Genomic DNA, 24,165 nt, shown 5'->3' with positions numbered 1-24,165 from the left:
GGAGGAAAAAGCGTCGAGAAGAGGAGAGAAAAAGAGATGACAAAATCCTACATCCCCGGCTTCGGCAACCACGTCGCGACCGAGGCGGTCCCCGGCGCGCTCCCGGTCGGGCGCAACTCGCCGCAGCGCCCCCCTTACGGCCTATACGCCGAGCAGCTCTCCGGCACCGCCTTCACCGCGCCCCGCCACGAGAACCGTCGCTCCTGGCTCTATCGTCTGCGCCCCACCGCCGAGCACCCGCCTTATCAGCCTTATGACGGCGCACCGCGCTTCGCCCCCGGTACGAGCGACGTCCCCCTGCCCCCCAATCGACTGCGCTGGGATCCGGCCCCGATGACGCCACCGGACACCGACTGGATCGACGGCATGACGACGATGCTCGCCAACCGCGATCCGGCGGATCTCGAAGGCGTCGCCGTCCATGTCTATGCCTGCAATCGCGACATGGACCGGGTGTTCGTCGATGCCGATGGCGAACTCGTCTTTCTGCCCCAGTCCGGGCGGCTGACGATCCTGACCGAGCTCGGCCGTATCGACATCGCGCCGGGCCAGATCGCACTGGTCCCGCGCGGTGTGCGGTTCCGGGTCGAACTGCCCGATGGCGAAGCGGCGGGCTATGTCGCCGAAAACCATGGCAGCCTGTTCCGGCTGCCCGATCTTGGCCCGATCGGTGCCAATGGCCTGGGCAATCCGCGTGATTTCGAGACGCCGGTCGCCTGGTTCGAGGATCGCGACGAGCCGACCGAGGTCGTACAGAAGTTTCTCGGCTCGCTCTGGACGATGACGCTGGATCACAGCCCGCTCGACGTCGTGGCGTGGCATGGCAATCTTGCCCCCTGGCGCTATGATCTATCGCGTTTCAACACGATCAACACGGTCAGCTTCGACCATCCCGATCCGTCGATCTTCACCCTGCTGACCTCGCCCAGCGACGTGCCCGGCCGGGCCAATGCCGACCTCGTCCTGTTCCCGCCGCGCTGGATGGTGGCGGAAGACACGTTCCGGCCGCCCTGGTTCCACCGCAACGTCATGTCGGAGGCGATGGGCCTGATCACGGGCGCTTACGACGCCAAGGCAGAGGGCTTCCGTCCCGGCGGCCTCTCGCTCCACAATCTGATGGCGGGCCATGGGCCCGATCTGGCCAGTTGGCAGGGGGCTAGCCATGCTGAGCTGAAGCCGCATCGCATCGAGAGGACGATGGCCTTCATGGTCGAAAGCTGCTGGCCCTATCGGCCGACCGAGCATGCGCTGGCCCATGCCCAACTCGATTATGACGCGGTATGGAAGGACTTCCCCAAGGCCAAGCTGCCATGAGCCTGACGCTCCACGGCTATTGGCGGTCGAGCGCGGCCTACCGCGTTCGGCTGGCGCTGGGATTGAAGGGTTTGTCCTATGACAGCGTCGCCCACGACCTGCGCAGGGGCGCGCAACGGGCCGAGGATTATCGGCTTCTTCAACCACAGGGGCTGGTCCCGGTGCTGGAGACGCCCGATGGTCCGCTGATCCAAAGCCCGGCCATTCTCGAATGGCTGGAGGAGCGCTATCCCGATCCGCCGCTGCTCCCCGGCGAAAGTGTTGGCCGAGCGGTCGTTCGTGCCATGGCGGCGATCGTCGCCTGCGACATTCACCCGATCAACAATCTACGCGTCCTGACCCGCCTGCGCGAGGATATGGGCGCCGACGAAGCCGCCATACGCCGCTGGATCGGCCATTGGGTCAGCGAGGGTTTGGCGGCGCTCGAAACCCTGATCGCACAACATGGTGACGGCTATGCCTATGGCGACAGGCCGACCCTGGCTGACTGCCACATCCTGCCCCAGGTCTATAATGCCCAGCGGTTCGCGGTCGATCTCAGCCCCTATCCCCTGTTGACCGCCAGCGCCGCCCGCCTGCATGCCCTCGTGCCGGACGCGGCGCCCGAAGCCCAGGGCGATGCGGGATGAGCGAAGAACGACTGACAAGCACGCCGGCCGGCATCGGGCTCGGTCCGCTGGAGACGATCGCCGATGGTAGCGCGCGCAATTTCGTCATCCAGATGCGGGCGGGCCGCTTTCACGGCTTCGTCGTGCGCCGGGGGGAGCAGGTCCATGGCTATGTCGATCGCTGCCCACATATGGGGCTGCCGCTGGCACAGGAGTTGGATGCCTATCTGACACCGCGTGGCGACCGGATCGCCTGTTCCTGGCATGGCGCCATCTTTGCGATCGAGGATGGTCAGTGTCTGGGCGGCCCCTGTGCGGGCCAGGCGCTCACCCCCTGGCCGGTTACCCTTCGCGACGGCATGATCGTTACGGCCTGACGCCCGTCAGTTCGGCTTGGGCAATCGCCTGGAGGCGCCCGACCATGCGCGGCTCCAGCCCCAGATCGCGACCTGCCCGTTCCTCCTCGCCCAGGCGGCGGACATCGAAACCCGTCACCTTGCCGAACACGACCAGCGCTTCGAGATAATAGCCCGCCGCGCTGGCGTGATATTGATCCCAGGTCCATAGATCGATCTGGCCAAAGGCGATGCCATCATAGGGGTTGGGATCGGCCACCCGTTCGCGCCATGCCCGGTTCCACGCCTGCCCCACCGGGATCGCCCCTGCCAGATCGGGCCGGCGTCGCAGCGTATAGGCATTCGCCGCCGCCAGATCGTCCGCCATCGCGGTGATCGGCTTGCCATGCCAGGGGCTGGGCGTGCGATAGGTCAGGTCGGCGCGGCTCCAGGTCGAAACCAGCTCGATCCGGACGCGCGGATTGGCCCGCCGCAGCAGGTCGGCGATCAGCCCGACCGCCTCGACATGGCGCACGGGGTCGCCGGGCTTCTGCGCGTCCAATGTGCTGTAATCCTGAAGGATCACGACATCCCAGCGGCGATCGATCTCGCGCCGCTTCTGCTCGTAATGAAAGGCCAGATCCTTGCCCGGCGACGTCTCCAGGCTGACAGTCCAGTCGAGCCCCGCCTGCTCGGCAAAGGTCTTGAACAGGGCGGGCACCCCACCGATGCCCTCCTTGTTCAGATCGCGCACCACATCGGGCCGATAGCGCATCACCGGAGAATGTGCGCCGAACGTAAAGCTGTTGCCGACGAACAGGATCGACTCGGCCGAGACCGGCGTGGTCCCGCACAGGGCCATCAGGGCCAGCGCCCATCGCCGCCACAACCGCATGATCTTATTCCCCTTTGGCCATCCCAGTCCGAGGCTTTTGGCGGAGGGAAAGGCCTGCGGCAACCCGAGGATTGCGGCTAAACTCGATATACCCTATACCCCTATCCATTATGGCGCATGTGACAACGAGCAAGGAAAAGATCATCGCCCGCGTCCGTCGGATCGCGGGGCAGGTCGCGGCGATCGAACGCTCGGTGACGGCGGATGCGGATTGCGCCGAGACACTGCACCTCGTCGCGGCGGTGCGTGGTGCGGTCGCGGGCCTGATGGACGAACTGGTCGAGGACCATCTGCACGCCCATGTCGCAGCCCCCGGTCAGTCCGATGCCGAGCGCAACGCCGCCGCCGCCGAGCTGGCCAAGCTGCTCCGCCGTCATTTTCGCTGATTTGGAAAGCCTGAGGACGACGTCATGATCACCCATAGTCATGATTATCTGGGCCACGCCCATGACCATAATGCCCGGCGCACCGCAGCGGTCGCTTGGCTATCAGCGCTGATGATGGTGGGCGAGATCGTCGCCGGCTATTGGACCGGGTCGATGGCGCTGCTAGCGGACGGCTTTCATATGGCGACGCATGTCGGCGCGCTGGGGATCGCGGCGATCGCCTATTCCTATGCCAAGCGGCACGTGGCCAATCCCCGCTATAGCTGGGGCACCGGCAAGGTCGGCGAGCTGGCCGGGTTCGGATCGGCGATGGTGCTGGGCCTCGTCTCGCTGTTCATCGCCTATGAGTCGATTACCCGTCTAGCCGAGCCGCATCCCGTCATCTTCGGCGACGCGATCATGGTCGCGGTGCTGGGGCTGGCAATCAATCTGATCAGCGCCTTGATGCTCTCGGGCGGACATCATCATGGTCATCACCATCATCACGGCCATGGCCATGATCACGACGATCATCACGGGCATGACCATCAGCATGACCGCCATGGCGGCGACACCAATATGCGGGCGGCCTATGTCCATGTGCTGGCCGATGCGCTGACCTCGGTCATGGCGATATTGGCGCTGGTGGCCGGTCGCTATCTGGGGTGGGTCTGGCTCGATCCGGCAGTCGGCCTGCTCGGTGCCGTCGTGATCGCCAACTGGTCGATCGGGCTGATGCGGCAGGCTTCCTCGGTACTGCTCGATGCCGCCGATCCCAAGCTGGCGCGCGAGGTCCGCGACCGGGTCGAAGGCCCCGGCGACACGCGCATTCATGATTTCCATATCTGGCGGATCGGCCCGACCGCGCATGCCGTCGTGCTGGCCGTCGAGGGTGTCGGAACGCCGCTCAGCAGCGCCACGATCCACGGCCGACTGGCGGGCATGGCGGCGGTGGGGCATGTCACGGTCGAAATCCGCTAACGCTTCGTTCAGCGGCAACCATTAGGTCTATCGGCATGCGAGCGTTGCAATTTCTGGCTGGCGCGATCTTGCTCGGGGCCCTTGGCGGTGGCGCGATGCTCCTGCGCCGTGCCGATACTCCGGCGGCAGAGCCGGTCCCGAGGTCGCCCAAACCGGTGGCCGCCACGCCTTCGCCCTTACCGCCTCCGACGCCGATCGCATCGCCCCCCCCCACCCCTTTCGTGGTCCGCCAGATCCTCGACCTGAAAAAGCCACTGCGGCATGGCGATTATGTCTGGAACGAGAGCGCCGCGCCGCAGGGACCGGTGGTGATCACGGTCGACCTCGCGGCGCAGGTCGTCTCGATCTTCCGCGACGGCTATGAGATCGGGACGGCCGCGATCATCTATGGCGCGGACAATATGCCGACCCCGCTCGGCGTGTTCCCGATCCTGCAAAAGGATGCCGATCACGTCTCCAACCTCTATGACGCGCCGATGCCCTATATGCTGCGGCTGACCAATGACGGGATCGCGATCCACGCCAGCGATGTTCAATACGGCAACGCCACCCATGGCTGTATCGGCGTGCCGACCGGCTTTGCCCGCAAGCTGTTCAACGCCACCCGGATTGGGGACCGGGTGATCGTGACCAATGGCAAGACGATGACCCTGGGCCAGTCGATCATCGGCTGACGTCCGAGAGATTTACATTCACGAAAATGGAGCGGGTGAAGGGAATCGAACCCTCGTCGTAAGCTTGGGAAGCTTCTGCTCTACCATTGAGCTACACCCGCGCGACCAAGGAAGTTTGCCTTGGCGGCATGATCGCGGTCGCGATGGAAAGGCACCTATTGAAGCGCAATCAATTTGGCAAGCGGGTTACGACGCCTTTTCGGACGGAAAGGCTCTGCTCAAACTCGGTAATAATCCCGGTACCAGTTCGCGAAGCACCCCAATCCCTCGGCCAGCCTGACTTTCGGTTCATAGCCCGCAATGGCGTGCAGCTTTGATATGTCGGCATAGGTCGCGGTCACGTCACCCGGTTGCATCGGCCGCATGACCTTCACCGCCTCACGTCCCAAGGCGTGTTCCAGGGTGGCGATCATATCCATGAGCGGAACGGGATGGCTGTTGCCGATGTTGAGGATGCGGTGTCCACCTTGCTCCGGCGGATGGTCGAGCGCGCCGATGATGCCATCGACGATGTCGTCGATATAAGTGAAGTCACGCGCCATGCGTCCCTCGCCGTAAACCTCGATCGGCTGGCCGGCCATGATGCGGTCGGTGAACGAGAAATAGGCCATGTCGGGCCGACCCCAAGGCCCATAGACGGTGAAGAAACGCAATCCCGTCTGCGGAAAGCCGTACAGCGCGGCATAGGACTGGCTCATCAATTCGCAGGACCGCTTGGTCGCCGCATAGAGGGAGACAGGGGCGACCGAAGGCTCGTCCTCGCTGAACCCCTGCCCGCCCATGGGCCGGTCGCCATAGACCGAACTAGATGAGGCATAGACGAGGTGCGCGAATCCCGGCTGATGACGGCACGCCTCCATCACCGCCAAATGGCCCGCCAGGTTCGAACGTTCATAGGCGAAGGGATTGGCGATGCTGTGGCGAACCCCGGCTTGGGCGGCCAGGTGGATGACGCGGGCTATGCCATTCTCTCGAACCAGCCGTGCGATCGCATCGGCGTCGGCGATGTCCATTCGGTGGAAGGTGAAAGCCCGCCGGCCATTGAATGTCGAGAGGCGGGCCTCCTTCAAGGCGGGATCATAATAGTCGTTGACGATGTCGATGCCGATCACCGTCTCACCGCGTTCCAACAGGCGATGCGCGGTCGCATGGCCGATAAAGCCGGCGGCGCCCGTGACCAGGATGGGCGTTGTCATATCGGCATCACCGTCATGCTGTTTGCCATAATGGGAACCAAGCCGTTAAAAACAGGCTAAAATCAGATGCCTTCCGCGATCACATGGTGCCCCTGCCCTTCCAAGGCGACGGTCAAGTCACGAATGCAGGTCGCGACCAGCGCCGCGTCCGGGCTGCGCACCACGAAATTGGCGCCCGTCCGCCCCTCGCGGAAAAAGGGATAGCTGCCGATCGCCACACCCTCATGCGTCTTTTCCGCCTGGCGTAGAAGATCCGCTACCTCGCTTTCCCCGACCCAGCAACCGATGGTGCCGGACACGACCGGCCGGCCGCCTTCCAATGTACCGGTCAGGGCGTCGAGCATGCCGGCGGTGATATGCGGGACGCCCGCCATGATGAAGATATTGCCGATCCGGATGCCGGGCGCCCCGGATACGCGGTTGGGGATCAGCGAAGCGCCTTCCGGCGTCCGCGCCATACGGGCACGCGCCGGCGTCACACCGCCGCGCGTTGCGTAATAATCCTCCAGGATCGCCCGCGCTTCGGGATGCTCGATGACCGGCAGGCCCAGTGCGGCCGCAATGGCGTCGACGGTGATGTCGTCATGTGTGGGCCCGATACCGCCTGTGGTGAACAGATAATCGTTGCGTACCCGCAAGCCGTTCACCGCCTCCCCGATCGCATCCATCCGGTCGGCGACAACCCGCACTTCGGCCAGCCTGATGCCCTGCACGTTCAGCCAGGCGGCGAGCTGGGCGATGTTACGATCCTGCGTTCGGCCAGAGAGGATTTCGTCACCGATGACGACCAGCGCGGCGGTCCAGATGCGCTCGGGGGCGGGGGCAGTTTCCATGCCGCGTGACATAGCCTCGCAAAACGCACGACGCCACGCTATATCCGCCGCATGACCGATTATGTGACCGTTTCCGCCGATGCGCCCCAAGGGCGGGACGGCGCGATCAAGCTGTGGGGCCGCGAGGCGTTCGAGGGCATGCACAAGGCCGGCCGGTTGGCCGCCGAGACGCTGGACATGCTGGTCCCGCACATGGTGCCGGGCGTTTCCACCGCCGAGATCAACCGCTTGGTCCACGACTTCATCGTCGAGCACGGCGGCGTGCCCGCGACCTTGGGCTATCGCGGCTATGCCCATTCGACCTGCGTCTCGATCAACCATGTCGTGTGCCATGGCATTCCGTCGGACAAGGCGCTGAAGTCCGGCGATATCGTCAATGTCGACGTCACCCCGATCGTCGATGGCTGGCACGGCGATACCAGCCGCATGTACCTGATCGGCGACGTGCCGCTGAAGGCGCGCAAGCTGGTCGAAGTGACCTATGAATGCCTGATGCTGGGCATCGAGCAGGCCAAGCCCGGCAACCATATGGGCGACGTCGCCAACGCCATTCAGCGTCATGCCGAAAAGCATCGCTATGGCGTGGTCCGCGATTTCTGCGGCCATGGCCTGGGCCTGTTGTTCCATGACGCGCCAGAGGTCGTCCATGTCGGCCGGCCCGGCACCGGTCCCGAGTTGAAGCCCGGGATGATATTCACCATCGAACCGATGATCAATATCGGCCGCCCGGACGTGAAGCTGCTCGACGATGGCTGGACCGCGGTGACGCGCGACCGGTCGCTGTCGGCGCAGTTCGAGCATTCGATCGGCATCACCGAAGAGGGTTGCGAAATCTTCACGCTCAGCCCCGCCGGCTACACCCAGCCCCCTTATATCTGAGGTGACGATGCTCGGGGCGATTCGCGTCGCGGCGCGGGATCGCGCACGATTGGCCGAAGTCATCGCGACCGCGTCGCGCTTCGGGCTTGATGTCCTGCTCGCCCGGCTGGGGCTCGATCCGGCGCGGCGTGATCCCGACGCCCTGCCCTTCGATCTGCCCGCTCGCACGCGACAGGCGATGGAAGCGCTGGGGCCGGTCTGGGTCAAGCTCGGCCAGATATTGGCCACCCGTGCCGATCTGCTGCCGCCCGAGTGGATCGCCGAGCTGGAGCATCTGCATAGCGCCGCCCCCCGCCTCCCCTTCTCGGCATTGCGCGAGCAAGTCGAGGCCGCCTTGGGTGAGCCACCCGAAACCGCCTTTGCCCGCTTCGACGCCGAGCCGCTCGCCGCCGCGTCGATCGCGCAGGTCCACCGTGCCGCACTGGAGGACGGCACCGAGGTCGTGCTCAAGATCCGCCGCCCCGGCATCCGGCCGATCATGGAAGCGGACCTCCGCCTGCTGACCCAGTTCGCCGCGATGGTCGAGGCGACCAACGCCGAGGCCAGGCGCTACGGCGCCGCAGGAATGGTGCGCGAACTGGGCCGGGAGATATTGGAGGAGCTGGACTTCACCAACGAAGGCCGCAACGCCGACCGGTTGCGCGAGGATTTCGCACGCGAGCCCCGCGTGGTGATACCGACGATCCATTGGGGCCGAACGTCCGAAACCCTGCTGGTCATGGACTTCATCGACGGCGTCCCGCCCCGCAATGCAGCGGCGCTGGAGCAGGCGGGGATCGATCCGACCGCGATCGCGGCGGTCGGGGCCGACATCGTCCTGGACATGACGCTGATCACCGGGCGTTTTCACGGCGACCCGCATCCCGGCAATTTGCTCTGCCTGCCCGGCAACCGCATTGCGATGCTCGACCTGGGGCTGATCGGCCATGTTTCCCCACGTCGGCGCGAAGAGGTCATCGCCTTCACCCAGGCGATCATGAACACCGACTCCGCCCTGCTGGCCGAGACGATGAAGCAATGGTCGCAGACCGACGATATCGCCCCCGACCGCTTCGACGCCGTCGCCGATCGGCTGATCGCCCGGCATGGCGGTGGCTCGCTACGCCTGGCCGCCATTCTGGCCGACATCTTTCCGATCCTGCGCGAGGAACGGATCGTCCTTCAGCCGGACCTGCTGCTGCTGTTCAAGGCGCTGATCACCATCGACGGCGTGCTGAGCGGCATCCAACCCGACTTCAACCTGTCGGATGCGCTTCGCCGCGCCGCCGGGCGCATCGTCGAAGCGCGGCTGTCCCCCGAACGCTGGGGCAAGCGCGCAGCCGCCCTCGCGCTCGAACTGGATCGGATCAGCGATGACCTACCTCGCCTGATCCGCGCGACCACCCGCAAGCTGGAGAGTGAGAGCCCCGCCGTATCGACCGCCGGGATCGAAGCCGCGATCCGTGTCGGCGCCGGCTGGATCGCCGCCGCGCTGGCCCTGTCGGGCGTCACGATCGCGGTCGCGATGCATCTGGGATAGTCGATCGACCAACAGCGATAGTGACGAAGCCGCGACACCTCGCTAAAGGCGCGGGCCATGACCGAGATCACGCCCCAGATCGTCGCCGACCACGGCTTGTCCGAAGAAGAATATCAGCGCGTCCTCACCGCGCTGGGCCGCGAGCCCAATCTCGTGGAGCTCGGCATCTTTTCGGTGATGTGGTCCGAGCATTGCAGCTATAAGTCCAGCCGCATCCACCTGAAGAAGCTGCCTACCGAAGGCCCTCAGGTGATCTGCGGCCCCGGCGAGAATGCGGGCGTGATCGACATCGGCGACGGCCAGGCCGCCATCTTCAAGATGGAGAGCCATAACCACCCGTCCTATATCGAGCCCTATCAGGGTGCGGCGACGGGCGTCGGCGGCATCCTGCGCGACGTGTTCACCATGGGCGCGCGCCCGGTCGCGAACCTGAACGCGCTGCGCTTCGGGCGGCCAGATCATCCCAAGATGCGCCATCTGATCTCCGGCGTGGTGCATGGCATCGGCGGTTATGGCAATTGCGTCGGAGTGCCGACGGTCGGCGGCGAGGTGAATTTCCACCCGGCCTATGATGGCAACATCCTGGTCAACGCGATGACGGTCGGCGTCGCCGATCAGGACAAGATCTTCTATTCCGCCGCGAGCGGTGTCGGCAATCCGATCGTCTATGTCGGCTCCAAGACCGGCCGCGACGGCATCCACGGCGCGACCATGGCCTCTGCCGATTTCGGCGAGGATGCGGACGCCAAGCGCCCGACCGTGCAGGTCGGCGACCCCTTCACCGAGAAGCTGCTGATCGAGGCGTGCCTCGAACTCATGGCCTCGGACGCGATCGTCGCGATCCAGGACATGGGCGCAGCGGGCCTGACCTCCTCGTCGGTCGAGATGGCGTCCAAGGGCGGCGTCGGCATCGAGCTCATCATGGACGACGTGCCCCAGCGCGAAGAGGGTATGACCGCCTATGAGATGATGCTGTCGGAGAGCCAGGAGCGCATGCTCATGGTGCTGAAGCCCGGCCGCGAGGACTTTGCCGAAGCCATCTTCCGCAAGTGGGAGCTGGACTTCGCGGTCATCGGCCACGTCACCGAGACGGGCCGCATGGTCCTGCGCCACAAGGGAGAGGTGGTGTGCGACATCCCGCTCGCGCCGCTGGCCGACGACGCACCGCTCTATGACCGTCCGCATGTCCCGACCGAAGTCCCAGCCGTGATCACTTCGCCTGGTTGCCAGGATCCGGCGGCGGACCTGCTGAAGCTGATGGGCTCGCCCGACATCGCCTCGCGCCGGTGGATCTGGGAGCAGTACGACCACATGGTCGGCGGTGACACGGTGCAGCGCCCCGGTGGCGATGCCGCCGTGGTCCGCGTCCATGGTACGCAGAAGGGGCTCGCGATGAGCACTGACTGCACGCCCCGCTATTGCTATGCCGATCCGGTCACCGGCGGCATGCAGGCGGTGGTCGAGACGTGGCGCAACATCACGGCGGTCGGCGCCAAGCCGCTCGCCATCACCAACTGCCTCAATTTTGCCAATCCGCAGCGGCCCGAGATCATGGGCCAGATTGTCGGCTGTCTGGAGGGTATGAGCCAGGCGTGCCGTGCGCTCGACTATCCGATCGTCTCGGGCAACGTCTCGCTCTACAATGAATCGAAAGCGACCGGCGGCGGCTCGGCGATTCTGCCGACCCCGGCGATCGGCGGCGTCGGCCTGATGGCCGACTGGTCCAAGTCGGCAACCATCGCCTTCAAGGGTACCGGCGACGTCATCGTCCTAATCGGTAGCCCCAAGGGCGAGATCGGCCAGTCGGTTTGGTTGCGCGAGGTGCACGGCATCGAAGGCCGGGATGCTGGTCCGCCCCCCTCGATCGATCTCGATGCCGAGCGCCGCACCGGCGACCTGGTGCGTGAGGCGATCACCGCGGGGCATCTGACCGCCGTGCATGACGTGTCGGACGGCGGCATCGCGGTAACCGTCGCCGAGATGGCGCTGGCCGGCAATATCGGAGCGCTGATCCAATTCCCGGAGACGGGCGAGGCTTGCCGTCAGCTCTTTGCCGAGGATCAAGGCCTGTATGTCGCAACGGTCGAGGACACCGCGCTGATCGACTTCCTCGCCAATGCGCATCAGGCGGGCGTCGAGGTCGAACGGATCGGCCGCACGGCGGGTACGCGCCTGATCTTCGAACGCCAGGATGGCGACTTTGTCGTGGCGCTCGACGATCTGCGCCGCGCGCATGAGGGCTTCTTCCCCACGCTGATGGGCGCCGACGCGGCGCTCGCCTAACCCTCGGTCGGAGCCTCGGCCTTGGGCCGGGGCTCCGCACAGGACGACAGGATCGCATAGCCGATCCCGGCGGCCAGCAGCGAGGCGATCAGCACGCCCAGCGACGCCGCCTCGCGCATCTCGCCATCACCGAAGGCGAGCCCCGCGATGAACAGCGAGATGGTGAAGCCGATCCCGGCCAGTGCGCCGACGCCAATCACCATCCGCCACGTCACCTGATCGGGCCGCTGGGCGACACCCAAGATACTGGCCAGCCATGTAAAGCCCAGAAACCCGAGCGGCTTGCCAACCACCAGCCCCGCCACGACGCCCAGCACCAGCGGGCTGCCGACCATCCCGATCAGATCGGCAGAGAAGTGGATGCGGACATTGGACAAGGCAAACAGCGGCAGGACCACATAATTGACCCAAGGCGTCAACAGTTCGATCAGCCGGCTGCTCGCCTCGCGCGTCGCCGATGCCATTTCATGAAGATAGCCCAGTCGGTCCTCCGCGCGCTCGCGCAGCCGCATTTCCTCCTCCTGGTCATCCGTTTCTTCAGCCGCGCCATGCGCATGCTGAAACTCGTCGACGCGCCGCTGCACCCGCTCGGCGAAGCGCGCCTGATCGAGCCGGGGCGCCACCGGTACGGTCAGCCCGATCATTACCCCGGCGATGGTCGCATGAATGCCCGACTCGAGCACGCCACCCCATACGACCAGCGCCAGCAGCACATAGGGCACCGTCGAGATCCAGCCGAGCCGCCGCAGCCCGGCGATCGCACCGAGCGCCACGCCGGCCGTCACCAACCCCCAGGGATCGATCGCATCGCTATAGGCAAAGGCGATGACGAGAAGGCCGCCGACATCGTCGACCGCCGCGAAGGCCAGCATCAGCGCGCGCAATCCGGCAGGCAAACGTGTGGCAAATAGCGCGATCAATGCCAGGCCAAAGGCGGTATCGGTGGTGATGACGCTCCCCCATCCCGGTGCCGCCGCCGTGCCCCCCGCCGCCGCCAGATACAGCCCCACCGGCACCGCCATGCCGCCCACCGCACCGGCCAGCGGGAAGGCCGCCGTTCGCCAGCGTGCCAGCGGCCCCAATACCAGCTCCCGCTTCACATCGGCGCCGACGATCACGAAGAAGAGCGGCAACAGCGCATGGTCGATCCACTCCGCCAGCTTGTGCGATACCTCCCGCGCCCCGAAGCCAATGGTCAACGGCGTATCCCAAAAGCCCTCGAACCCGCCGGACCATGGGCTGTTGGTCAGTACCAATGCGAGGATCGTCGCGATGAGCAGCGGACCGCCGGTGACCTCGCTGCCGGCAAAGAAAGGCTCGATCTTTTGCAGAAATGCCGAGGCGGCGGGCGAATGATGCGCCCGCGCGGTAACTCGGCCCGTCAGGCGAGGCGATAATCCCATGCCAGGGCAATGCTTCGCGCCGGCCCCCGGTTGCATCGCAAGCCGGCAGCGGTAAGTCGCATGATCGTCTGGAGCCCATATTGATCGACCCTTCCCCCTCCCCGCCGGCCGCCTTGATCGATCGCGGGCGATTGCTGACCCTCGACGCATTGCGTGGCGTGGCGGTGATGGCGATCCTGCTCGCCAACATGCCCGGCTTCGCTCTGCCCGATCCGGCCTATTCCAATCCGATCGCCTGGGGCGGGGATCGCCCGATCGATATCGCCCTCTGGGTCTTCACCGAGACCTTCATCAACGGCCGGATGCGGGGGCTGTTCTCCCTGCTGTTCGGCGCCTCCATGCTGCTGATCCTGCAACGCGCCGATGAAGCCGGCGAGAATGGTGCCGCGCTGCACCTCCGTCGGATGGCCGTGCTGTTCGTGCTGGGCCTGATCCATCTCAGCTTCATCTGGACCGGCGATATCCTGGCGCATTACGCGCTCGTCGGGGTGATCGCGCTGGGCTTTGTCGGCATGTCGCCGCGACCATTGCTCGTCATCGCCGTTGCAATGGTCGGATTGTCGATGGCACTGGGAGCCTTGGAATGTATCGGCCTCTTCGCCGCCTCGGCGCATGATACGCCGCAGGCCGTGGCATTATGGGATGCCTATCAGGCCGCGTTCGGCACACCGGGGGGCGCGGCGTTGAAGCCGGAGATCACCGCCATGCGTGGATCATGGGCCGACGCTACCCGCTTTCGCCTGGCGAATAACGGCAATCCCTTGTTCGACCTGATCAGCATCGGACCGGAAACGCTGAGCGCCATGCTTTTGGGCATGGCCGCGCTGCGTTCGGGCTTCCTGACCGGCCAATGGCCCCGCACGGCCTATCGGCGCTGCGCCATTCTCGGCCTCGGCGTCTCGATCCCCGCCTACGCCGCCATGACCGCCTTCGTCATGGCGAGCGGCTATGACGTGCGAGCCGTCGCCCTGACCCAATTGTTCCTCCAGGCGCCGGTCCGTCTGATCGGCACTGTCGGCTATACAGCACTCATCCTGCTGATGCTCCGCCCCGGCGGATGGTGGACGACACGAATCGCGGCGGCCGGGCGTACTGCCTTCACCAACTATATCGGGACGAGTGTGATGATGACGTTCGTCTTTTACGGCCATGGTCTGGGCCAGTTCGCGCGCTGGGACCGGGCGAACATCTATTGGCTCGTCCCCCTCGCCTGGGCCTTGATGCTTTTCTGGTCCAAGCCCTGGCTCGATCGCTTTGGCCAAGGCCCGCTCGAACGGCTGTGGCGGCTTGCCGCGCGAGGGCGTGTAGGAAATACCCGATAATAATCTGCGAGTGCCTTGCAATAGGCTTGCGATCCACTCTCATTAGCGGTAATTCAAGGGCGCTGCTGAGGAGAGCGTCTTGGTCGTCTGCGTCTGCAATGCCATCCGGGAATGCCAGGTTCGTGAAGCCGCCCGCGCCGGATCGGTCACCCCCTGCCAAATGTACCGAGCCCTCGGTCGCCAACCCAAATGCGGCCAATGCGCCATTCTGGCCCGTGCCATCATCGACGAAGAACGCACCGCCGCCTGAGGGCTCATAGTTGGGCGCGGTCGGCCTTTGCGCTTGATTGGCGCGCGTCATGCTAACCTCCATCATGTTGTGGGGGATTAGTGTAAAGCGTTGCCCCCCTCGCGGGCGAACAGGCCATGAATACCGGCTCTTGATGGCTCCGGGACTATTCCGGGACTGCCAAGCAAATTCCCTAGCGCTCGTTGCCGATTTCTGCCGCGCCGAAACTTAGCGCTTGCATCGGAATGCGGGCTTCTCCTAAGGGCAACAACCCGTCGGGGAGTGGCGCAGTCTGGTAGCGCGCCTGCTTTGGGAGCAGGATGTCGCAGGTTCGAATCCTGTCTCCCCGACCACAAATCAATGACATGGCGGTTGGGCGGTTTACGCCCGGTTTACACCTTCGATTTTTGTCGCCGCGATACGCCTCCCCAATCCTACCGCGACACGCGCTTGATCGACGTATTTCGCACAAATCACCGCGACCTCTTCGGAGCGCCATCCGAGGATGTCGGTGATCTGCTAGTCGGTAAGCCCGGCCGTCTTGCAGTGTGTCGCACACGTGCCGCGGAGATCGTGGAAGTTACGCTCGACCTCGCTCGCCAGCTTCGCGTCGTTGAACCGGCTGCCGAACCCTGGGGCAGTCCACGGCTTCCACCGACTAGTCGATAAGATCGTGTCCGCCAGTGGCTTCCGTTTCTCAGGCCAGCCCGCGGCCATGACCCAGGCGTAGCGAACCTTGATCGTCTCCAGGATAGTGGTCACATGAAAAAGAGCCGCTGCCGGCGCCCCAGCCGCATCGAGATCTTATTCGGCCGCCTCAAAGACGGGCGACGCGTCGCAACCCGCTACGATCGCTGCCCAGCCGTCTTCTCCGCTGTCCCCCTTGCCGCAACCTGCATCTTCTGGCTGTGATCAACGAGTCATCGTGTAATTTGTGGCTGCTTCCCCGGGCCGGCTGAGTGGCGCACCTTCTGGTTGTCGGACCTGAAGGAAGGAAACAGCCATGAAGCACTATGCCGGAATCGACTTGTCGATGGAAACATCGCACGTCTGCGTCGTCGACGCCGACGGGTGCAAGGTCGCGGCGCAATGCGTGGACAGCACGCCCGAGGCGATCAGCGCGCTGCTGGAACGCCATGGCCCAGTGGAACGCGTGGTGATCGAGACCGGCCGGATGACACCGTGGATCGCGCGGGGCCTGCACGAGCTGGGCGTCGCGATCGTCTGCATCGATGCACGACAGGCGCACCAGAGCCTCAAGGCCATGAAGGCGAACAAGACCGATCCACATGACGCAGCGGGGCTCGCGCAGTTGGCCCGGACCGGCTTTTACAAGGAGGTGCACGTCAAGTCTCCGACCTCGCACGGTGTACGCTCGGTGATCACCGCCCGCGCGCACCTGGTCGAGGCGCGCGTCCGGCTCGACAATACCATCCGCGGCTTATGCGCTACCTTCGGGATCAGACCGGGAGCTGGCCAGGGCGAGCGGTTTCTCGCACGGGTGCAGGCCGCCATCGCTGTCCCGGGGCTCGGCGAGACAGTGGCTTCGCTGCTTCGGGCGCGAACCGGCCTGGTCGATGAGATCCGTCGGATGGATCGCGAGCTCAAGGCGATCAGCATCGCCTCTCCAGCCTGTCAGGCGCTGATGAGCATTCCGGGCGTCGGTGTGCAGACCTCGGCTGCGTTCGCCGCTGCCGTCGATGAAGCGGGTCGGTTCAAGCGGTCGCGGACAGCCGGCGCCTACTTTGGCCTCGTCCCACGTCGGCACCAGTCCGGCGAGCTCGACTGGACGGGCCGGATCACCAAGCAGGGCGACGGCACCGTCCGCAAGCTCCTCTACGAGGCGGCAAACTCAATCCTGACGCGCACGCGGCAGACCTTCGCGCTGAAGACCTGGGCGCTGAAGATCGCGAAGCGGCGCGGCCTCAAGAAAGCTCGGGTCGCGCTCGCCCGCCGCCTCGCCGTCATCATGCACGCCATGCTCCGCGACGGCACCTTGTTCGAGGCCTGAAATGCGATAAGCTCCCGTTCGCCAGCGGTGATGCTCTCCAGCTGACCCGATGGCGGTGTCCCGCGAGGGAACGCAGGGACGGACGATCTGCGAAGGTTATCAGATGGGCTCCCGAGCCCGCTTCGAGTCAATGCAACGTCCGGCCTTGTGAGACCCGATACAGCACCACCGATCCTCGGATCGGCGAGTGCGGACAGATCCTTGAGACCCTCAAGGGACAACCGCCGGGCGACTACAAATTACAGATCCTGACCCTAATTGGGGGGGCGTCAATCCAGCGGACTGGCAGCGTGTGGGTCGCTGCTATGCATGGCGTTTCGAAGGAGTGCCTGCCATGCTCAGCCCGGACGCCCCGCGTGTCCGCCGAGGAGGAAGCATTGAAGATCGGGGTCATTGCCGACGCACATGGAAATCTGGCCGCGCTGGAAGCCGTCCGCGATGCGATGACCGCCACCGGGCCAGATTTCGTCATTAATCTGGGCGACCTCGTGTCCGGCCCGTTCGATCCTGCGGGAAGCGCCGAACTTCAGATGCGTTCCGGCTATCACACCATCGCGGGGAACCACGAGCGGCAGTTGCAGGACGGCAGTGACGGGGCGTTCGACGTTCTGGCGCGGCCGCTCCTCACGCAGGAGCATTGGGCATGGATCGACGGTCTGCCCGCAACGCTCACTCTTTGCGACGGCGACGTCTTCGCCTGCCATGGCAGCCCGGCGGGAGGGGATCTGGAGTATCTCCTCGAAGACGTGGCCTCCGGCCGCGCCATGCTGGATGCCGACGTTGCCATCCGGCCGCGTTTGAGGGGGATTGGGTCAGCCAGTCTGGTGCTGTGCGGGCATACGCACACGCCCCGCATGGTAGCGGTCGATGGCGTGTTGATCGTCAACCCCGGCAGTGTCGGGATGCCGTGCTATCGGGACCGGGGCGCGACCCCGCATGTCATGGAGGCGGGCAGCCCGCTGGCGCGCTATGCCATTGTCGAACGTCGCAACGCTGGATGGGTGGCCCAACTGCACGGCGTGCCCTATGACTATGAGATCGCCGCCCGCCAAGCGGAGGCCTTCGGCTTTCCGGCCTTTGCCTATGCCGCCCGGACGGGCCGTATCCCGCCCGGGTGATCTTCTGTCCCCGCGGACGAAAGGTCGGCGTGGCGGGATAGTCGTAAATCCATCCCGCCGAACCTGCGATATTCAGGCGCGATTGCCGCGCTGGCGCTCCAGCATCCAGCCGGGATATTCCGCTGGCAGCTTCGTCACCGCGTCGAGCGTGGCGAGGTCGTCCGCGTCGAGGGAAACATTGGTCGCGGCGATATTGTCGGTGAGCTGATCGACCCGCTTGGCCCCGACGATCACGCTCGTAACCACCGGCTGGTGGAGCAGCCAGGCAAGCGCGACCTGCGCGACGGTGCAGCCCTTCGCCTCGGCGATGCGGCGCATCTCGGGGATCACCACCGAACCGCGCGTCCGGTCGACCGGCGGGAAGTCGAAGCTAGCGCGCCGCCCGTCCGCCGCCTGACCCTCGCCATCATATTTGCCCGACAGATAGCCGCCCGCGAGCGGACTCCACACCATCAGCCCGATCTTTTCCGACCGCAGCATCGGTAGGATCTCGCGCTCCAGATCGCGGCCGACCAAGGTGTAATAGGCCTGGAGGGACAGGATTGGGGCGAGCCGACGCGCTTGCGCGATGCCGACCGCCTTCACCACCTGCCACGCCGCCCAGTTCGACAGGCCGAGATAGCGGACGTGACCGTGGCGGACGAGCGTATCGAGCGCCTCCAGCGTTTCCTCGATCGGCGTCGCGGGATCGAAGCCATGGATCTGGTAGAGGTCGATATGGTCGAGCCCCAGCCGTTGGAGGCTCTGCTTGCACTGGCTGAGGATGTGGCCGCGCGAGGCGCCACGCGCATTGGGTCCATCGCCCATCACGCCCAACACTTTGGTCGCGATCACGACATCGTCGCGCGCGACGCCGAGGTTCTTGAGCGATTGGCCGAGGATGCGCTCGCTCTCGCCGCCGGCATAGACATTGGCGGTGTCGATGAAGTTGATGCCGGCGTCGAGCGCGGTCTTCACGAGCGTATCGGCTTCCTCTTGGCGAAGCTGGCCGATCTGGCCCCAGATGCCCTCGCTGCCACCGAAGGTCATGGTGCCGAGGCAGAGTTCGGACACGAACAGGCCGCTATGGCCGAGTTGGCGCATACGCATGGGGATGGTTCTCCTGATGGGATGGATGGCCCCGAGATACGCCGCGAACGTTCGGCCGGCGACGCCGATCCGATCAATGTCCTGCCCGATCCTATCAAAGTGAAGTGTGCGCCGGTGCATTTGGCGCTCGGCGACGCTAATGTGCGGTGCATGACGACGCTGTCCGACCTTGCCCAACTGATCGAGCGCCATTGGTTCATCCATGGTCGCGAAACGCCGATCCCGGGCCTGCTCATCACCCGCGCGGAGGAGCCGACCGGCATCATCCGCTCGGTCTATCGGCCGTCCTTCTGCCTCGTCGTGCAGGGCGCGAAGATGTCCATGCTCGGGCCGACGCCCTATCATTATGCCGAAGGCCAATGCCTGCTCGCTTCGGTCGACCTGCCGGTCACGTCACGCATCGTCCGGGCGAGCGCGGCAAAGCCCTATCTCGCTCTGTCGCTGGCGATCGAGCCCGTGACCGTGGCCGAACTGGTGGCTGAGCAGGCGAGCTTGCAGAGTCCGGCCGCCGCCTTCCACGCGCTGGCGACCAGTGATCATGATCCGGCGTTGCGCGATCCTCTCAGGCGGCTGCTCGATCTGCTCGACCGACCGGCCGACCAGGCGGTCCTCGTCCCGCTGATCCGACGCGAGATCGTGTGGCGACTGCTCGGCGGCACGCTGGGGCCGGCGCTGCGTCAGATGGGTCTTGTCGACACCCATGCCGCGCGGATCGGGCGTACCACGGCGTTCATCCGCAACCATTATGCCGAGACGTTGCGCGTAGCCGACCTCGCGGCCTTGGCGGGTATGAGCGTTCCCGGCTTCCATCGGCACTTCAAGGCGGTGACGACGATGACCCCGGTGCAATTTCAAAAACAGGTGCGATTGCAGGAGGCGCGCCGCCGCCTGATCGCCGCCGAGGACGTAGCGCGGGTCGGATTCGCGATCGGATATGAGAGCCTGTCGCAGTTCAGCCGCGACTATCGCCGCCTGTTTGGCGCGCCACCGGGTCGCGATGCGGCGGCCCTTAGAGCGCAACTGGTGCCAGAGCCTGCGCTACCTTGATACTTGACTCCGTCAAGTAAGTTGATTCAGCTTGGCGGATATGGAAGATGCAGATGTCACCGCCATCCGCCGGTTCAACCGGTTCTACACCCAGACGATCGGCGCCCTCGATGCGCGGTTCCTGGGTACCGAGGCGAGCCTGCCCGAAGCGCGCTTGCTGTTCGAGATCGCCACGCGCGAGCCCGTCACCGCCAGCATGTTGCAGGACGCGCTCGGCATGGACGCAGGCTATCTCAGCCGCTTGGTCGCACGCCTCAAGAAGCGCGGCTGGATCCTGCGGGTGCGCCGCGACGACGACGCCCGTGCGCGCGACCTGCGGCTGACCGATGCGGGACGTGAAGCCTTCGCGATCATTGACCACCGCCAGAGCCATGCGGTCGGCGATCTGCTCGGCACGGTGGACGGACAAGCGCGGCGCGATCTGGTCGAAGCCCTGACGCGTGCGCGGCTGCTGCTCGATCCGACATCGGGTGGACCGTTCGTGATCCGGCCTTTCCGCACCGGCGAGCCCGCGCTGATCGCCGCGTGCCAGTCGCTCCTCTATGCCGAAAGCCATGGCTGGGGTCGCGAGCTGGAGGTGATCGAAAGTGAGGTCACCGCAGCGTTCCTTCGCGACTTCGACCCCGCGCGCGAGCAATGCTGGGTCGCCGAGATCGACGGGGTGATGGCGGGCGCGGTGTTCGTCACTGATGAGGGCGACGGCGTCGCTCGGCTACGGCTGCTGCATGTTGAGCCCTTCGCCCGCCGCCGGGGCATCGGCGATGCGCTGGTCGGCACTTGCGTTACCTTCGCAAGGGAAACAGGCTATCACGCGTTGACGCTGTGGACCCACACCGTTCTGGAGTCCGCACGCCGCCTCTATGCCGCGCATGGTTTCGCGTGTGTCGAGACGGCGGTGCATGAGCGGTTCGGCGTTCCGCTCCAGGGTGAGACTTGGCGGTTGGAGTTGGCGGCGTGACCGGCGGCCTGACGATCCGCCTTGCGACCGAAGCCGACCTCGGGGCGCTGCGCGACCTGATGACGCTGTCGATCGATCGCGGGCAGGCGGCGGTGCTGACCCCGGCACAGATCGTCGCCAGCCGCTCGCTGATGGGACTCGACACGCAATTGGTGCGCGACGGCACCTATTTCGTCGTCGAGGACCATGGCGTGCCGGTCGGCTGCGGCGGATGGAGCCGGCGCGCGACGCTCTATGGCGGCGACCATAGCACCGACCTGCGGGACCCGGCGCTGCTCGATCCGGCGAAGGACGCCGCGCGCATCCGCGCCATGTACACTCACCCGGACCATGTCCGGCGCGGTATCGGCCGGATGATCCTCGACCACTGCGAACAGGCGGCACGGGCGGAAGGGTTCGCCGCCGTCGAACTGATGGGCACGGCGGGCGGCGTGCCGCTCTATACCGCTAGCGGCTATGAGCCGATTGAGCGCGCCGATACACACGTCGATGGCGTCGTGGTGCCGTTGACCCGGATGTGGAAGCCGTTGCGCAATATGGCATAGCGTGACGGCAAACAAAGATACTGGGGATTGGCATGTCACAGTGGCCATTGCTGTCTCGTCATGGTGTCGGAACCCAAGGAGACCGATCATGACACCCCGTATCGTCAACCCACACGCTCTGGTCCCGGAAGCGATCAAGGCCATGATGGCGCTGGAACAAAGCTTCACAAGGAGCGGCCTCGACCACAATCTGCTCGAACTGGTGAAATTTCGCGTGTCGCAGATCAACGGCTGCGCCTTCTGCCTGCACATGCATGCGACCGACCTGCGCCGCCACGGCGAAAGCGAGATGCGCCTGTACATGCTGAATGCGTGGCGGGAAGCGACGCTCTATTCGGATCGCGAGCGGGCCGCGCTCGGCTGGGCGGAGGCGTTGACGCTGCTACCCGAAACGGGGGCTCCCAATGAGGACTATGATGCACTGAAGGCGGCGTTTTCCGACACGGAGCAGGTTTGGCTGACCATGGCAATCGGCGCGATCAACACCTGGAACCGCCTCCAGGTGGCTTTCCGGGTGGCGCATCCGGTGGACGATGCCTGACACCGCGCTGTTCGAGGCGGAGCGACCGCGGCTCGTCCGGCTGGCCTATCGCATGACCGGCTCGCTCGCCGAAGCGGAGGATCTGGTGCAGGACGCCTGGTTGCGCTGGTCGCGTGTGGAAGAGGTCGAGGCACCCGCCGCCTGGCTGACCCGGGTCGTCACGCGGCTTTGCCTCGATCACCTGAAGTCGGCGCGGGTGCGGCGGGAGACCTATGTCGGCACATGGTTGCCCGAGCCGCTGCTCGGCACGACCGATCCGGACGAGGTGGCCGACGATCTGACCGTCACCCTCATGCTGGCCATGGAGCGGCTGTCGCCGTTGGAACGGGCCGCCTTCCTGCTCCACGATGTGTTCGACGTCGCGTTGCTCGAGGTGGCCAGGACGCTCGACCGCGCGCCGGCCACCGTGCGGCAACTCGCCTCCCGCGCCCGGCGGCATGTCGCCGAGGCGCGGCCGCGCTATCCGGTCGATGCGCAAGAAGCGGCGCGGATCACTCGCGCCTTCTTCGCGGCGGCGCGGGACGGCGACGCGCGTGCCCTGTCGGACCTGCTGGCGGAGGACGTTGCGATCCATTCCGATGGCGGCGGGCGCGTTCTGGCATTCCACAACATCATCCGGGGTCTGGCAAAGGCGCAGCGGTTGTTCATGGGGCTACGTCGCAAATATCCCAACGAGCCTGCCGAACTGATCCGCTTCGCCACGATCGACGGCCTGCCCGGCTATGTCAGCCGTACGGGTGGCGGCGTGCTCCAGACCACCGCTCTCGACATCCGCGACGGCCGGATCACGGCGATTTATATCGTCCGCAATCCGGACAAACTCATCCACGTTGCAACCGCTCTTCAGACCGGACAGCTCCTCGCACGTGGCTGACGCCGGAATGCCAGCAGCATAATCAATGCCGCCGCCGCCATCGCCGCACCGGCCAGCGACACGACCGGCAAGCCCAGCCCGGCCCCGATCACGCCGCCGCCCAGCGCCGCGCCGATCGCATTGCCAAGGTTGAAGGCACCGATGTTCATCGCGGAGGCGAGGTTCGGGGCGTCCGAGGCCGCATCCATCACCCGCATCTGCAGGGGCGGCACGATCGCGAAGCTGGCGATGCCCCAGATGAGGATCGTGATGGCAGCGGTCATCGGCCATTGCATCAGCACGGTGAAGGCGAGCAGCGTCAGCGCCATGATCGCCAGCATGGTCATCAGCGCCCGGTCGACCGAACGGTCCGCCAGCCGCCCGCCGACGCCATTGCCGATCGTCGCGCCGACCCCGAACAGCATCAGCATCGCGGTGACATAGCCGGTCGAACCATGCGTCACATCCCGCAGGATCGGGACGATATAGGTGAACACGGTAAAGACGCCGCCAAAGCCGATCGTGGTCAGGGCCAGCGCCATCACCACCGGTCCGCGCGTCAGCACGCGCAGTTCGGCGCGCATGTCGCCGCCCTCCGCAGCCGGCAGCGGCGGCAGCGCGAGGCGCAGCGACAGCATCGCGATCGCGCCGACGCCTGCGATCCCGGCGAACGCGGAGCGCCAGCCAACCGCCTCGCTGACCCAAGTCGCCGCCGGCACGCCGCCGATGGTGGCGACGGTCAGCCCGGTGAACATCGCCGCCACCGCGCCCGCGCGCTTGTCCGGCGGGACGAGGCTGGCGGCGACCACGGATCCGACGCCGAAGAACGCGCCATGGTTGAAAGAGGTGACGATTCGCGCTGCCATCAGCATCCAGTATCCATCCGCCGCCGCCGACAGCGCGTTGCCGAGCGTGAAGATGCCCATCAAAGCGATCAGCAGTGTCCGCCGGTCGATCCGCCCGGTGGTGAGCGTCATGAGCGGCGCACCGACCAGCACGCCCATCGCATAGGCGCTGACCAGCAGCCCGGCGGCGGGTATCGACACCCGTAGGTCGGCGGCGATCACCGGCAACATGCCCATCGGCGCGAATTCGGTCACGCCGATGCCGAAGGCGCCGACCGCCAGCGCGATCAGCCCGAGGTTGAATTTCATGATCTTGGCTCCC

General features: G+C 65.6%; 24 protein-coding genes, 2 tRNA genes and 1 pseudogene. 20 read left to right on the top strand and 7 right to left on the bottom strand.

Annotation, left to right across the window (positions count from 1 at the left end; genetic code table 11):
- Window positions 1–36 precede the first annotated feature (36 nt).
- The 3 genes from hmgA to SP6_RS04640 are packed head-to-tail and all read left to right on the top strand — an operon-like array spanning window position 37 to window position 2,299.
- Window positions 37–1,314, top strand: coding sequence for a homogentisate 1,2-dioxygenase (gene hmgA / locus SP6_RS04650; RefSeq protein ID WP_007404405.1), 1,278 nt, complete (start codon window positions 37–39; stop codon window positions 1,312–1,314).
- Window positions 1,311–1,943, top strand: a complete 633-nt coding sequence (gene maiA, locus SP6_RS04645) for a maleylacetoacetate isomerase (RefSeq protein WP_007404481.1) — start codon at window positions 1,311–1,313, stop codon at window positions 1,941–1,943. The genes hmgA and maiA overlap by 4 nt, the downstream gene beginning before the upstream one ends.
- Window positions 1,940–2,299, top strand: coding sequence for a Rieske (2Fe-2S) protein (locus SP6_RS04640; protein WP_007404283.1), 360 nt, complete (start codon window positions 1,940–1,942; stop codon window positions 2,297–2,299). The genes maiA and SP6_RS04640 overlap by 4 nt, the downstream gene beginning before the upstream one ends.
- Here the strand turns inward: SP6_RS04640 and SP6_RS04635 are convergent.
- Window positions 2,289–3,152: a hypothetical protein gene (locus SP6_RS04635; RefSeq protein WP_007404353.1), complete on the bottom strand. Its 864-nt coding sequence runs from the start codon at window positions 3,150–3,152 to the stop codon at window positions 2,289–2,291. The two genes, SP6_RS04640 and SP6_RS04635, sit on opposite strands and share 11 nt — an antisense overlap.
- A 110-nt stretch (window positions 3,153–3,262) precedes the next feature.
- Here SP6_RS04635 and SP6_RS04630 point away from each other — a divergent pair, with 110 nt between their 5' ends.
- From SP6_RS04630 to SP6_RS04620, 3 genes are all read left to right on the top strand, one after another.
- The gene (locus SP6_RS04630) at window positions 3,263–3,538 is read left to right on the top strand and encodes a metal/formaldehyde-sensitive transcriptional repressor (protein ID WP_007404344.1); all 276 of its coding nucleotides are present in this window, start codon (window positions 3,263–3,265) and stop codon (window positions 3,536–3,538) included.
- 24 nt (window positions 3,539–3,562) lie between these two features.
- Window positions 3,563–4,498, top strand: a complete 936-nt coding sequence (gene dmeF / locus SP6_RS04625) for a CDF family Co(II)/Ni(II) efflux transporter DmeF (protein ID WP_007404414.1) — start codon at window positions 3,563–3,565, stop codon at window positions 4,496–4,498.
- Window positions 4,499–4,719: 221 nt separating this feature from the next.
- Window positions 4,720–5,172 (top strand): L,D-transpeptidase family protein, encoded by a 453-nt coding sequence (locus SP6_RS04620; protein WP_007404359.1) that lies wholly within the window; start codon window positions 4,720–4,722, stop codon window positions 5,170–5,172.
- A gap of 27 nt (window positions 5,173–5,199) precedes the next feature.
- Here SP6_RS04620 and SP6_RS04615 read toward each other — a convergent pair.
- The 3 genes from SP6_RS04615 to SP6_RS04605 all read right to left on the bottom strand — a co-directional run bounded on the left by SP6_RS04615 (window position 5,200) and on the right by SP6_RS04605 (window position 7,213).
- Window positions 5,200–5,273, bottom strand: a tRNA-Gly gene (locus SP6_RS04615).
- A 117-nt stretch (window positions 5,274–5,390) separates the two neighbouring features.
- The gene (locus SP6_RS04610) at window positions 5,391–6,368 is read right to left on the bottom strand and encodes an SDR family NAD(P)-dependent oxidoreductase (RefSeq protein ID WP_007404416.1); all 978 of its coding nucleotides are present in this window, start codon (window positions 6,366–6,368) and stop codon (window positions 5,391–5,393) included.
- 62 nt (window positions 6,369–6,430) lie between these two features.
- A complete protein-coding gene (locus tag SP6_RS04605) occupies window positions 6,431–7,213 on the bottom strand; it encodes a competence/damage-inducible protein A (RefSeq protein WP_007404266.1) in 783 nt (260 codons plus the stop codon).
- 39 nt (window positions 7,214–7,252) lie between these two features.
- On the opposite strand from SP6_RS04605, the gene map reads away from it, so the two are divergent.
- The 3 genes from map to purL are packed head-to-tail and all read left to right on the top strand — an operon-like array spanning window position 7,253 to window position 11,882.
- Complete coding sequence (map, locus tag SP6_RS04600) at window positions 7,253–8,080, top strand: type I methionyl aminopeptidase (protein ID WP_007404296.1); 828 nt, start codon at window positions 7,253–7,255, stop codon at window positions 8,078–8,080.
- A gap of 7 nt (window positions 8,081–8,087) precedes the next feature.
- Entirely contained in the window at window positions 8,088–9,599 is a 1,512-nt protein-coding gene (locus SP6_RS04595; RefSeq protein ID WP_007404382.1) for an ABC1 kinase family protein, read from the top strand.
- 57 nt (window positions 9,600–9,656) lie between these two features.
- Entirely contained in the window at window positions 9,657–11,882 is a 2,226-nt protein-coding gene (gene purL / locus SP6_RS04590) for a phosphoribosylformylglycinamidine synthase subunit PurL (protein ID WP_007404312.1), read from the top strand.
- Here purL and nhaA read toward each other — a convergent pair.
- Entirely contained in the window at window positions 11,879–13,285 is a 1,407-nt protein-coding gene (gene nhaA / locus SP6_RS04585; protein ID WP_007404432.1) for a Na+/H+ antiporter NhaA, read from the bottom strand. The two genes, purL and nhaA, sit on opposite strands and share 4 nt — an antisense overlap.
- Before the next feature lie 80 nt (window positions 13,286–13,365).
- On the opposite strand from nhaA, the gene SP6_RS04580 reads away from it, so the two are divergent.
- From SP6_RS04580 to SP6_RS04560, 6 genes and pseudogenes are all read left to right on the top strand, one after another.
- Entirely contained in the window at window positions 13,366–14,607 is a 1,242-nt protein-coding gene (locus SP6_RS04580) for a DUF418 domain-containing protein (protein ID WP_007404441.1), read from the top strand.
- A gap of 79 nt (window positions 14,608–14,686) precedes the next feature.
- Window positions 14,687–14,857 (top strand): (2Fe-2S)-binding protein, encoded by a 171-nt coding sequence (locus tag SP6_RS21435; protein WP_007404429.1) that lies wholly within the window; start codon window positions 14,687–14,689, stop codon window positions 14,855–14,857.
- A 255-nt stretch (window positions 14,858–15,112) separates the two neighbouring features.
- Window positions 15,113–15,189, top strand: a tRNA-Pro gene (locus tag SP6_RS04575).
- A gap of 430 nt (window positions 15,190–15,619) precedes the next feature.
- A pseudogene (locus SP6_RS20255) lies at window positions 15,620–15,748 on the top strand (IS5/IS1182 family transposase); the annotation flags it as partial.
- Between the two features lie 91 nt (window positions 15,749–15,839).
- Window positions 15,840–16,847 carry an IS110 family RNA-guided transposase gene (locus tag SP6_RS04565; protein ID WP_042468598.1) on the top strand — a complete coding sequence of 336 codons (1,008 nt, stop codon included), beginning with the start codon at window positions 15,840–15,842 and terminating at the stop codon, window positions 16,845–16,847.
- 356 nt (window positions 16,848–17,203) lie between these two features.
- On the top strand, window positions 17,204–17,965 hold the full coding sequence (locus tag SP6_RS04560) for a metallophosphoesterase family protein (RefSeq protein ID WP_007404291.1): 762 nt from the start codon (window positions 17,204–17,206) through the stop codon (window positions 17,963–17,965).
- A 72-nt stretch (window positions 17,966–18,037) separates the two neighbouring features.
- On the opposite strand, the gene SP6_RS04555 is transcribed toward SP6_RS04560, so the two are convergent.
- Window positions 18,038–19,054: an aldo/keto reductase gene (locus tag SP6_RS04555; protein WP_037568204.1), complete on the bottom strand. Its 1,017-nt coding sequence runs from the start codon at window positions 19,052–19,054 to the stop codon at window positions 18,038–18,040.
- 150 nt (window positions 19,055–19,204) lie between these two features.
- Between SP6_RS04555 and SP6_RS04550 the strand changes: the two genes are divergently transcribed.
- The 5 genes from SP6_RS04550 to SP6_RS04530 all read left to right on the top strand — a co-directional run bounded on the left by SP6_RS04550 (window position 19,205) and on the right by SP6_RS04530 (window position 23,019).
- Window positions 19,205–20,101: an AraC family transcriptional regulator gene (locus SP6_RS04550; RefSeq protein ID WP_007404460.1), complete on the top strand. Its 897-nt coding sequence runs from the start codon at window positions 19,205–19,207 to the stop codon at window positions 20,099–20,101.
- Window positions 20,102–20,141: 40 nt separating this feature from the next.
- The gene (locus SP6_RS04545) at window positions 20,142–21,059 is read left to right on the top strand and encodes a bifunctional helix-turn-helix transcriptional regulator/GNAT family N-acetyltransferase (RefSeq protein ID WP_007404468.1); all 918 of its coding nucleotides are present in this window, start codon (window positions 20,142–20,144) and stop codon (window positions 21,057–21,059) included.
- The gene (locus SP6_RS04540; protein WP_007404401.1) at window positions 21,056–21,604 is read left to right on the top strand and encodes a GNAT family N-acetyltransferase; all 549 of its coding nucleotides are present in this window, start codon (window positions 21,056–21,058) and stop codon (window positions 21,602–21,604) included. Before SP6_RS04545 ends, SP6_RS04540 begins: the two co-directional genes overlap by 4 nt.
- 88 nt (window positions 21,605–21,692) lie before the next feature.
- Window positions 21,693–22,145 carry a carboxymuconolactone decarboxylase family protein gene (locus SP6_RS04535; RefSeq protein ID WP_037568203.1) on the top strand — a complete coding sequence of 151 codons (453 nt, stop codon included), beginning with the start codon at window positions 21,693–21,695 and terminating at the stop codon, window positions 22,143–22,145.
- Window positions 22,138–23,019 (top strand): sigma-70 family RNA polymerase sigma factor, encoded by an 882-nt coding sequence (locus SP6_RS04530; RefSeq protein ID WP_007404452.1) that lies wholly within the window; start codon window positions 22,138–22,140, stop codon window positions 23,017–23,019. The genes SP6_RS04535 and SP6_RS04530 overlap by 8 nt, the downstream gene beginning before the upstream one ends.
- Here the strand turns inward: SP6_RS04530 and SP6_RS04525 are convergent.
- On the bottom strand, window positions 22,989–24,152 hold the full coding sequence (locus SP6_RS04525) for an MFS transporter (protein ID WP_007404315.1): 1,164 nt from the start codon (window positions 24,150–24,152) through the stop codon (window positions 22,989–22,991). The genes SP6_RS04530 and SP6_RS04525 overlap by 31 nt on opposite strands.
- Window positions 24,153–24,165 lie beyond the last annotated feature (13 nt).

Source organism: Sphingomonas paucimobilis NBRC 13935 (genome assembly GCF_000739895.2).
GTDB lineage: Bacteria > Pseudomonadota > Alphaproteobacteria > Sphingomonadales > Sphingomonadaceae > Sphingomonas > Sphingomonas paucimobilis.
This window is presented reverse-complemented; position numbering and strand designations above follow the sequence as displayed.

Excerpts from the sequence above, each read along its gene's own strand:
- hmgA (WP_007404405.1), top strand. The coding sequence starts at position 37 with ATGACAAAATCCTACATCCCCGGCTTCGGCAACCACGTCGCGACCGAG.
- maiA (WP_007404481.1), top strand. The coding sequence starts at position 1,311 with ATGAGCCTGACGCTCCACGGCTATTGGCGGTCGAGCGCGGCCTACCGC.
- SP6_RS04640 (WP_007404283.1), top strand. The coding sequence starts at position 1,940 with ATGAGCGAAGAACGACTGACAAGCACGCCGGCCGGCATCGGGCTCGGT.
- SP6_RS04635 (WP_007404353.1), bottom strand. The coding sequence starts at position 3,152 with ATGCGGTTGTGGCGGCGATGGGCGCTGGCCCTGATGGCCCTGTGCGGG.
- SP6_RS04630 (WP_007404344.1), top strand. The coding sequence starts at position 3,263 with ATGGCGCATGTGACAACGAGCAAGGAAAAGATCATCGCCCGCGTCCGT.
- dmeF (WP_007404414.1), top strand. The coding sequence starts at position 3,563 with ATGATCACCCATAGTCATGATTATCTGGGCCACGCCCATGACCATAAT.
- SP6_RS04610 (WP_007404416.1), bottom strand. The coding sequence starts at position 6,368 with ATGACAACGCCCATCCTGGTCACGGGCGCCGCCGGCTTTATCGGCCAT.
- SP6_RS04605 (WP_007404266.1), bottom strand. The coding sequence starts at position 7,213 with ATGTCACGCGGCATGGAAACTGCCCCCGCCCCCGAGCGCATCTGGACC.
- map (WP_007404296.1), top strand. The coding sequence starts at position 7,253 with ATGACCGATTATGTGACCGTTTCCGCCGATGCGCCCCAAGGGCGGGAC.
- SP6_RS04595 (WP_007404382.1), top strand. The coding sequence starts at position 8,088 with ATGCTCGGGGCGATTCGCGTCGCGGCGCGGGATCGCGCACGATTGGCC.
- purL (WP_007404312.1), top strand. The coding sequence starts at position 9,657 with ATGACCGAGATCACGCCCCAGATCGTCGCCGACCACGGCTTGTCCGAA.
- nhaA (WP_007404432.1), bottom strand. The coding sequence starts at position 13,285 with ATGGGATTATCGCCTCGCCTGACGGGCCGAGTTACCGCGCGGGCGCAT.
- SP6_RS04565 (WP_042468598.1), top strand. The coding sequence starts at position 15,840 with ATGAAGCACTATGCCGGAATCGACTTGTCGATGGAAACATCGCACGTC.
- SP6_RS04555 (WP_037568204.1), bottom strand. The coding sequence starts at position 19,054 with ATGCGTATGCGCCAACTCGGCCATAGCGGCCTGTTCGTGTCCGAACTC.
- SP6_RS04550 (WP_007404460.1), top strand. The coding sequence starts at position 19,205 with ATGACGACGCTGTCCGACCTTGCCCAACTGATCGAGCGCCATTGGTTC.
- SP6_RS04545 (WP_007404468.1), top strand. The coding sequence starts at position 20,142 with ATGGAAGATGCAGATGTCACCGCCATCCGCCGGTTCAACCGGTTCTAC.
- SP6_RS04535 (WP_037568203.1), top strand. The coding sequence starts at position 21,693 with ATGACACCCCGTATCGTCAACCCACACGCTCTGGTCCCGGAAGCGATC.
- SP6_RS04530 (WP_007404452.1), top strand. The coding sequence starts at position 22,138 with ATGCCTGACACCGCGCTGTTCGAGGCGGAGCGACCGCGGCTCGTCCGG.
- SP6_RS04525 (WP_007404315.1), bottom strand. The coding sequence starts at position 24,152 with ATGAAATTCAACCTCGGGCTGATCGCGCTGGCGGTCGGCGCCTTCGGC.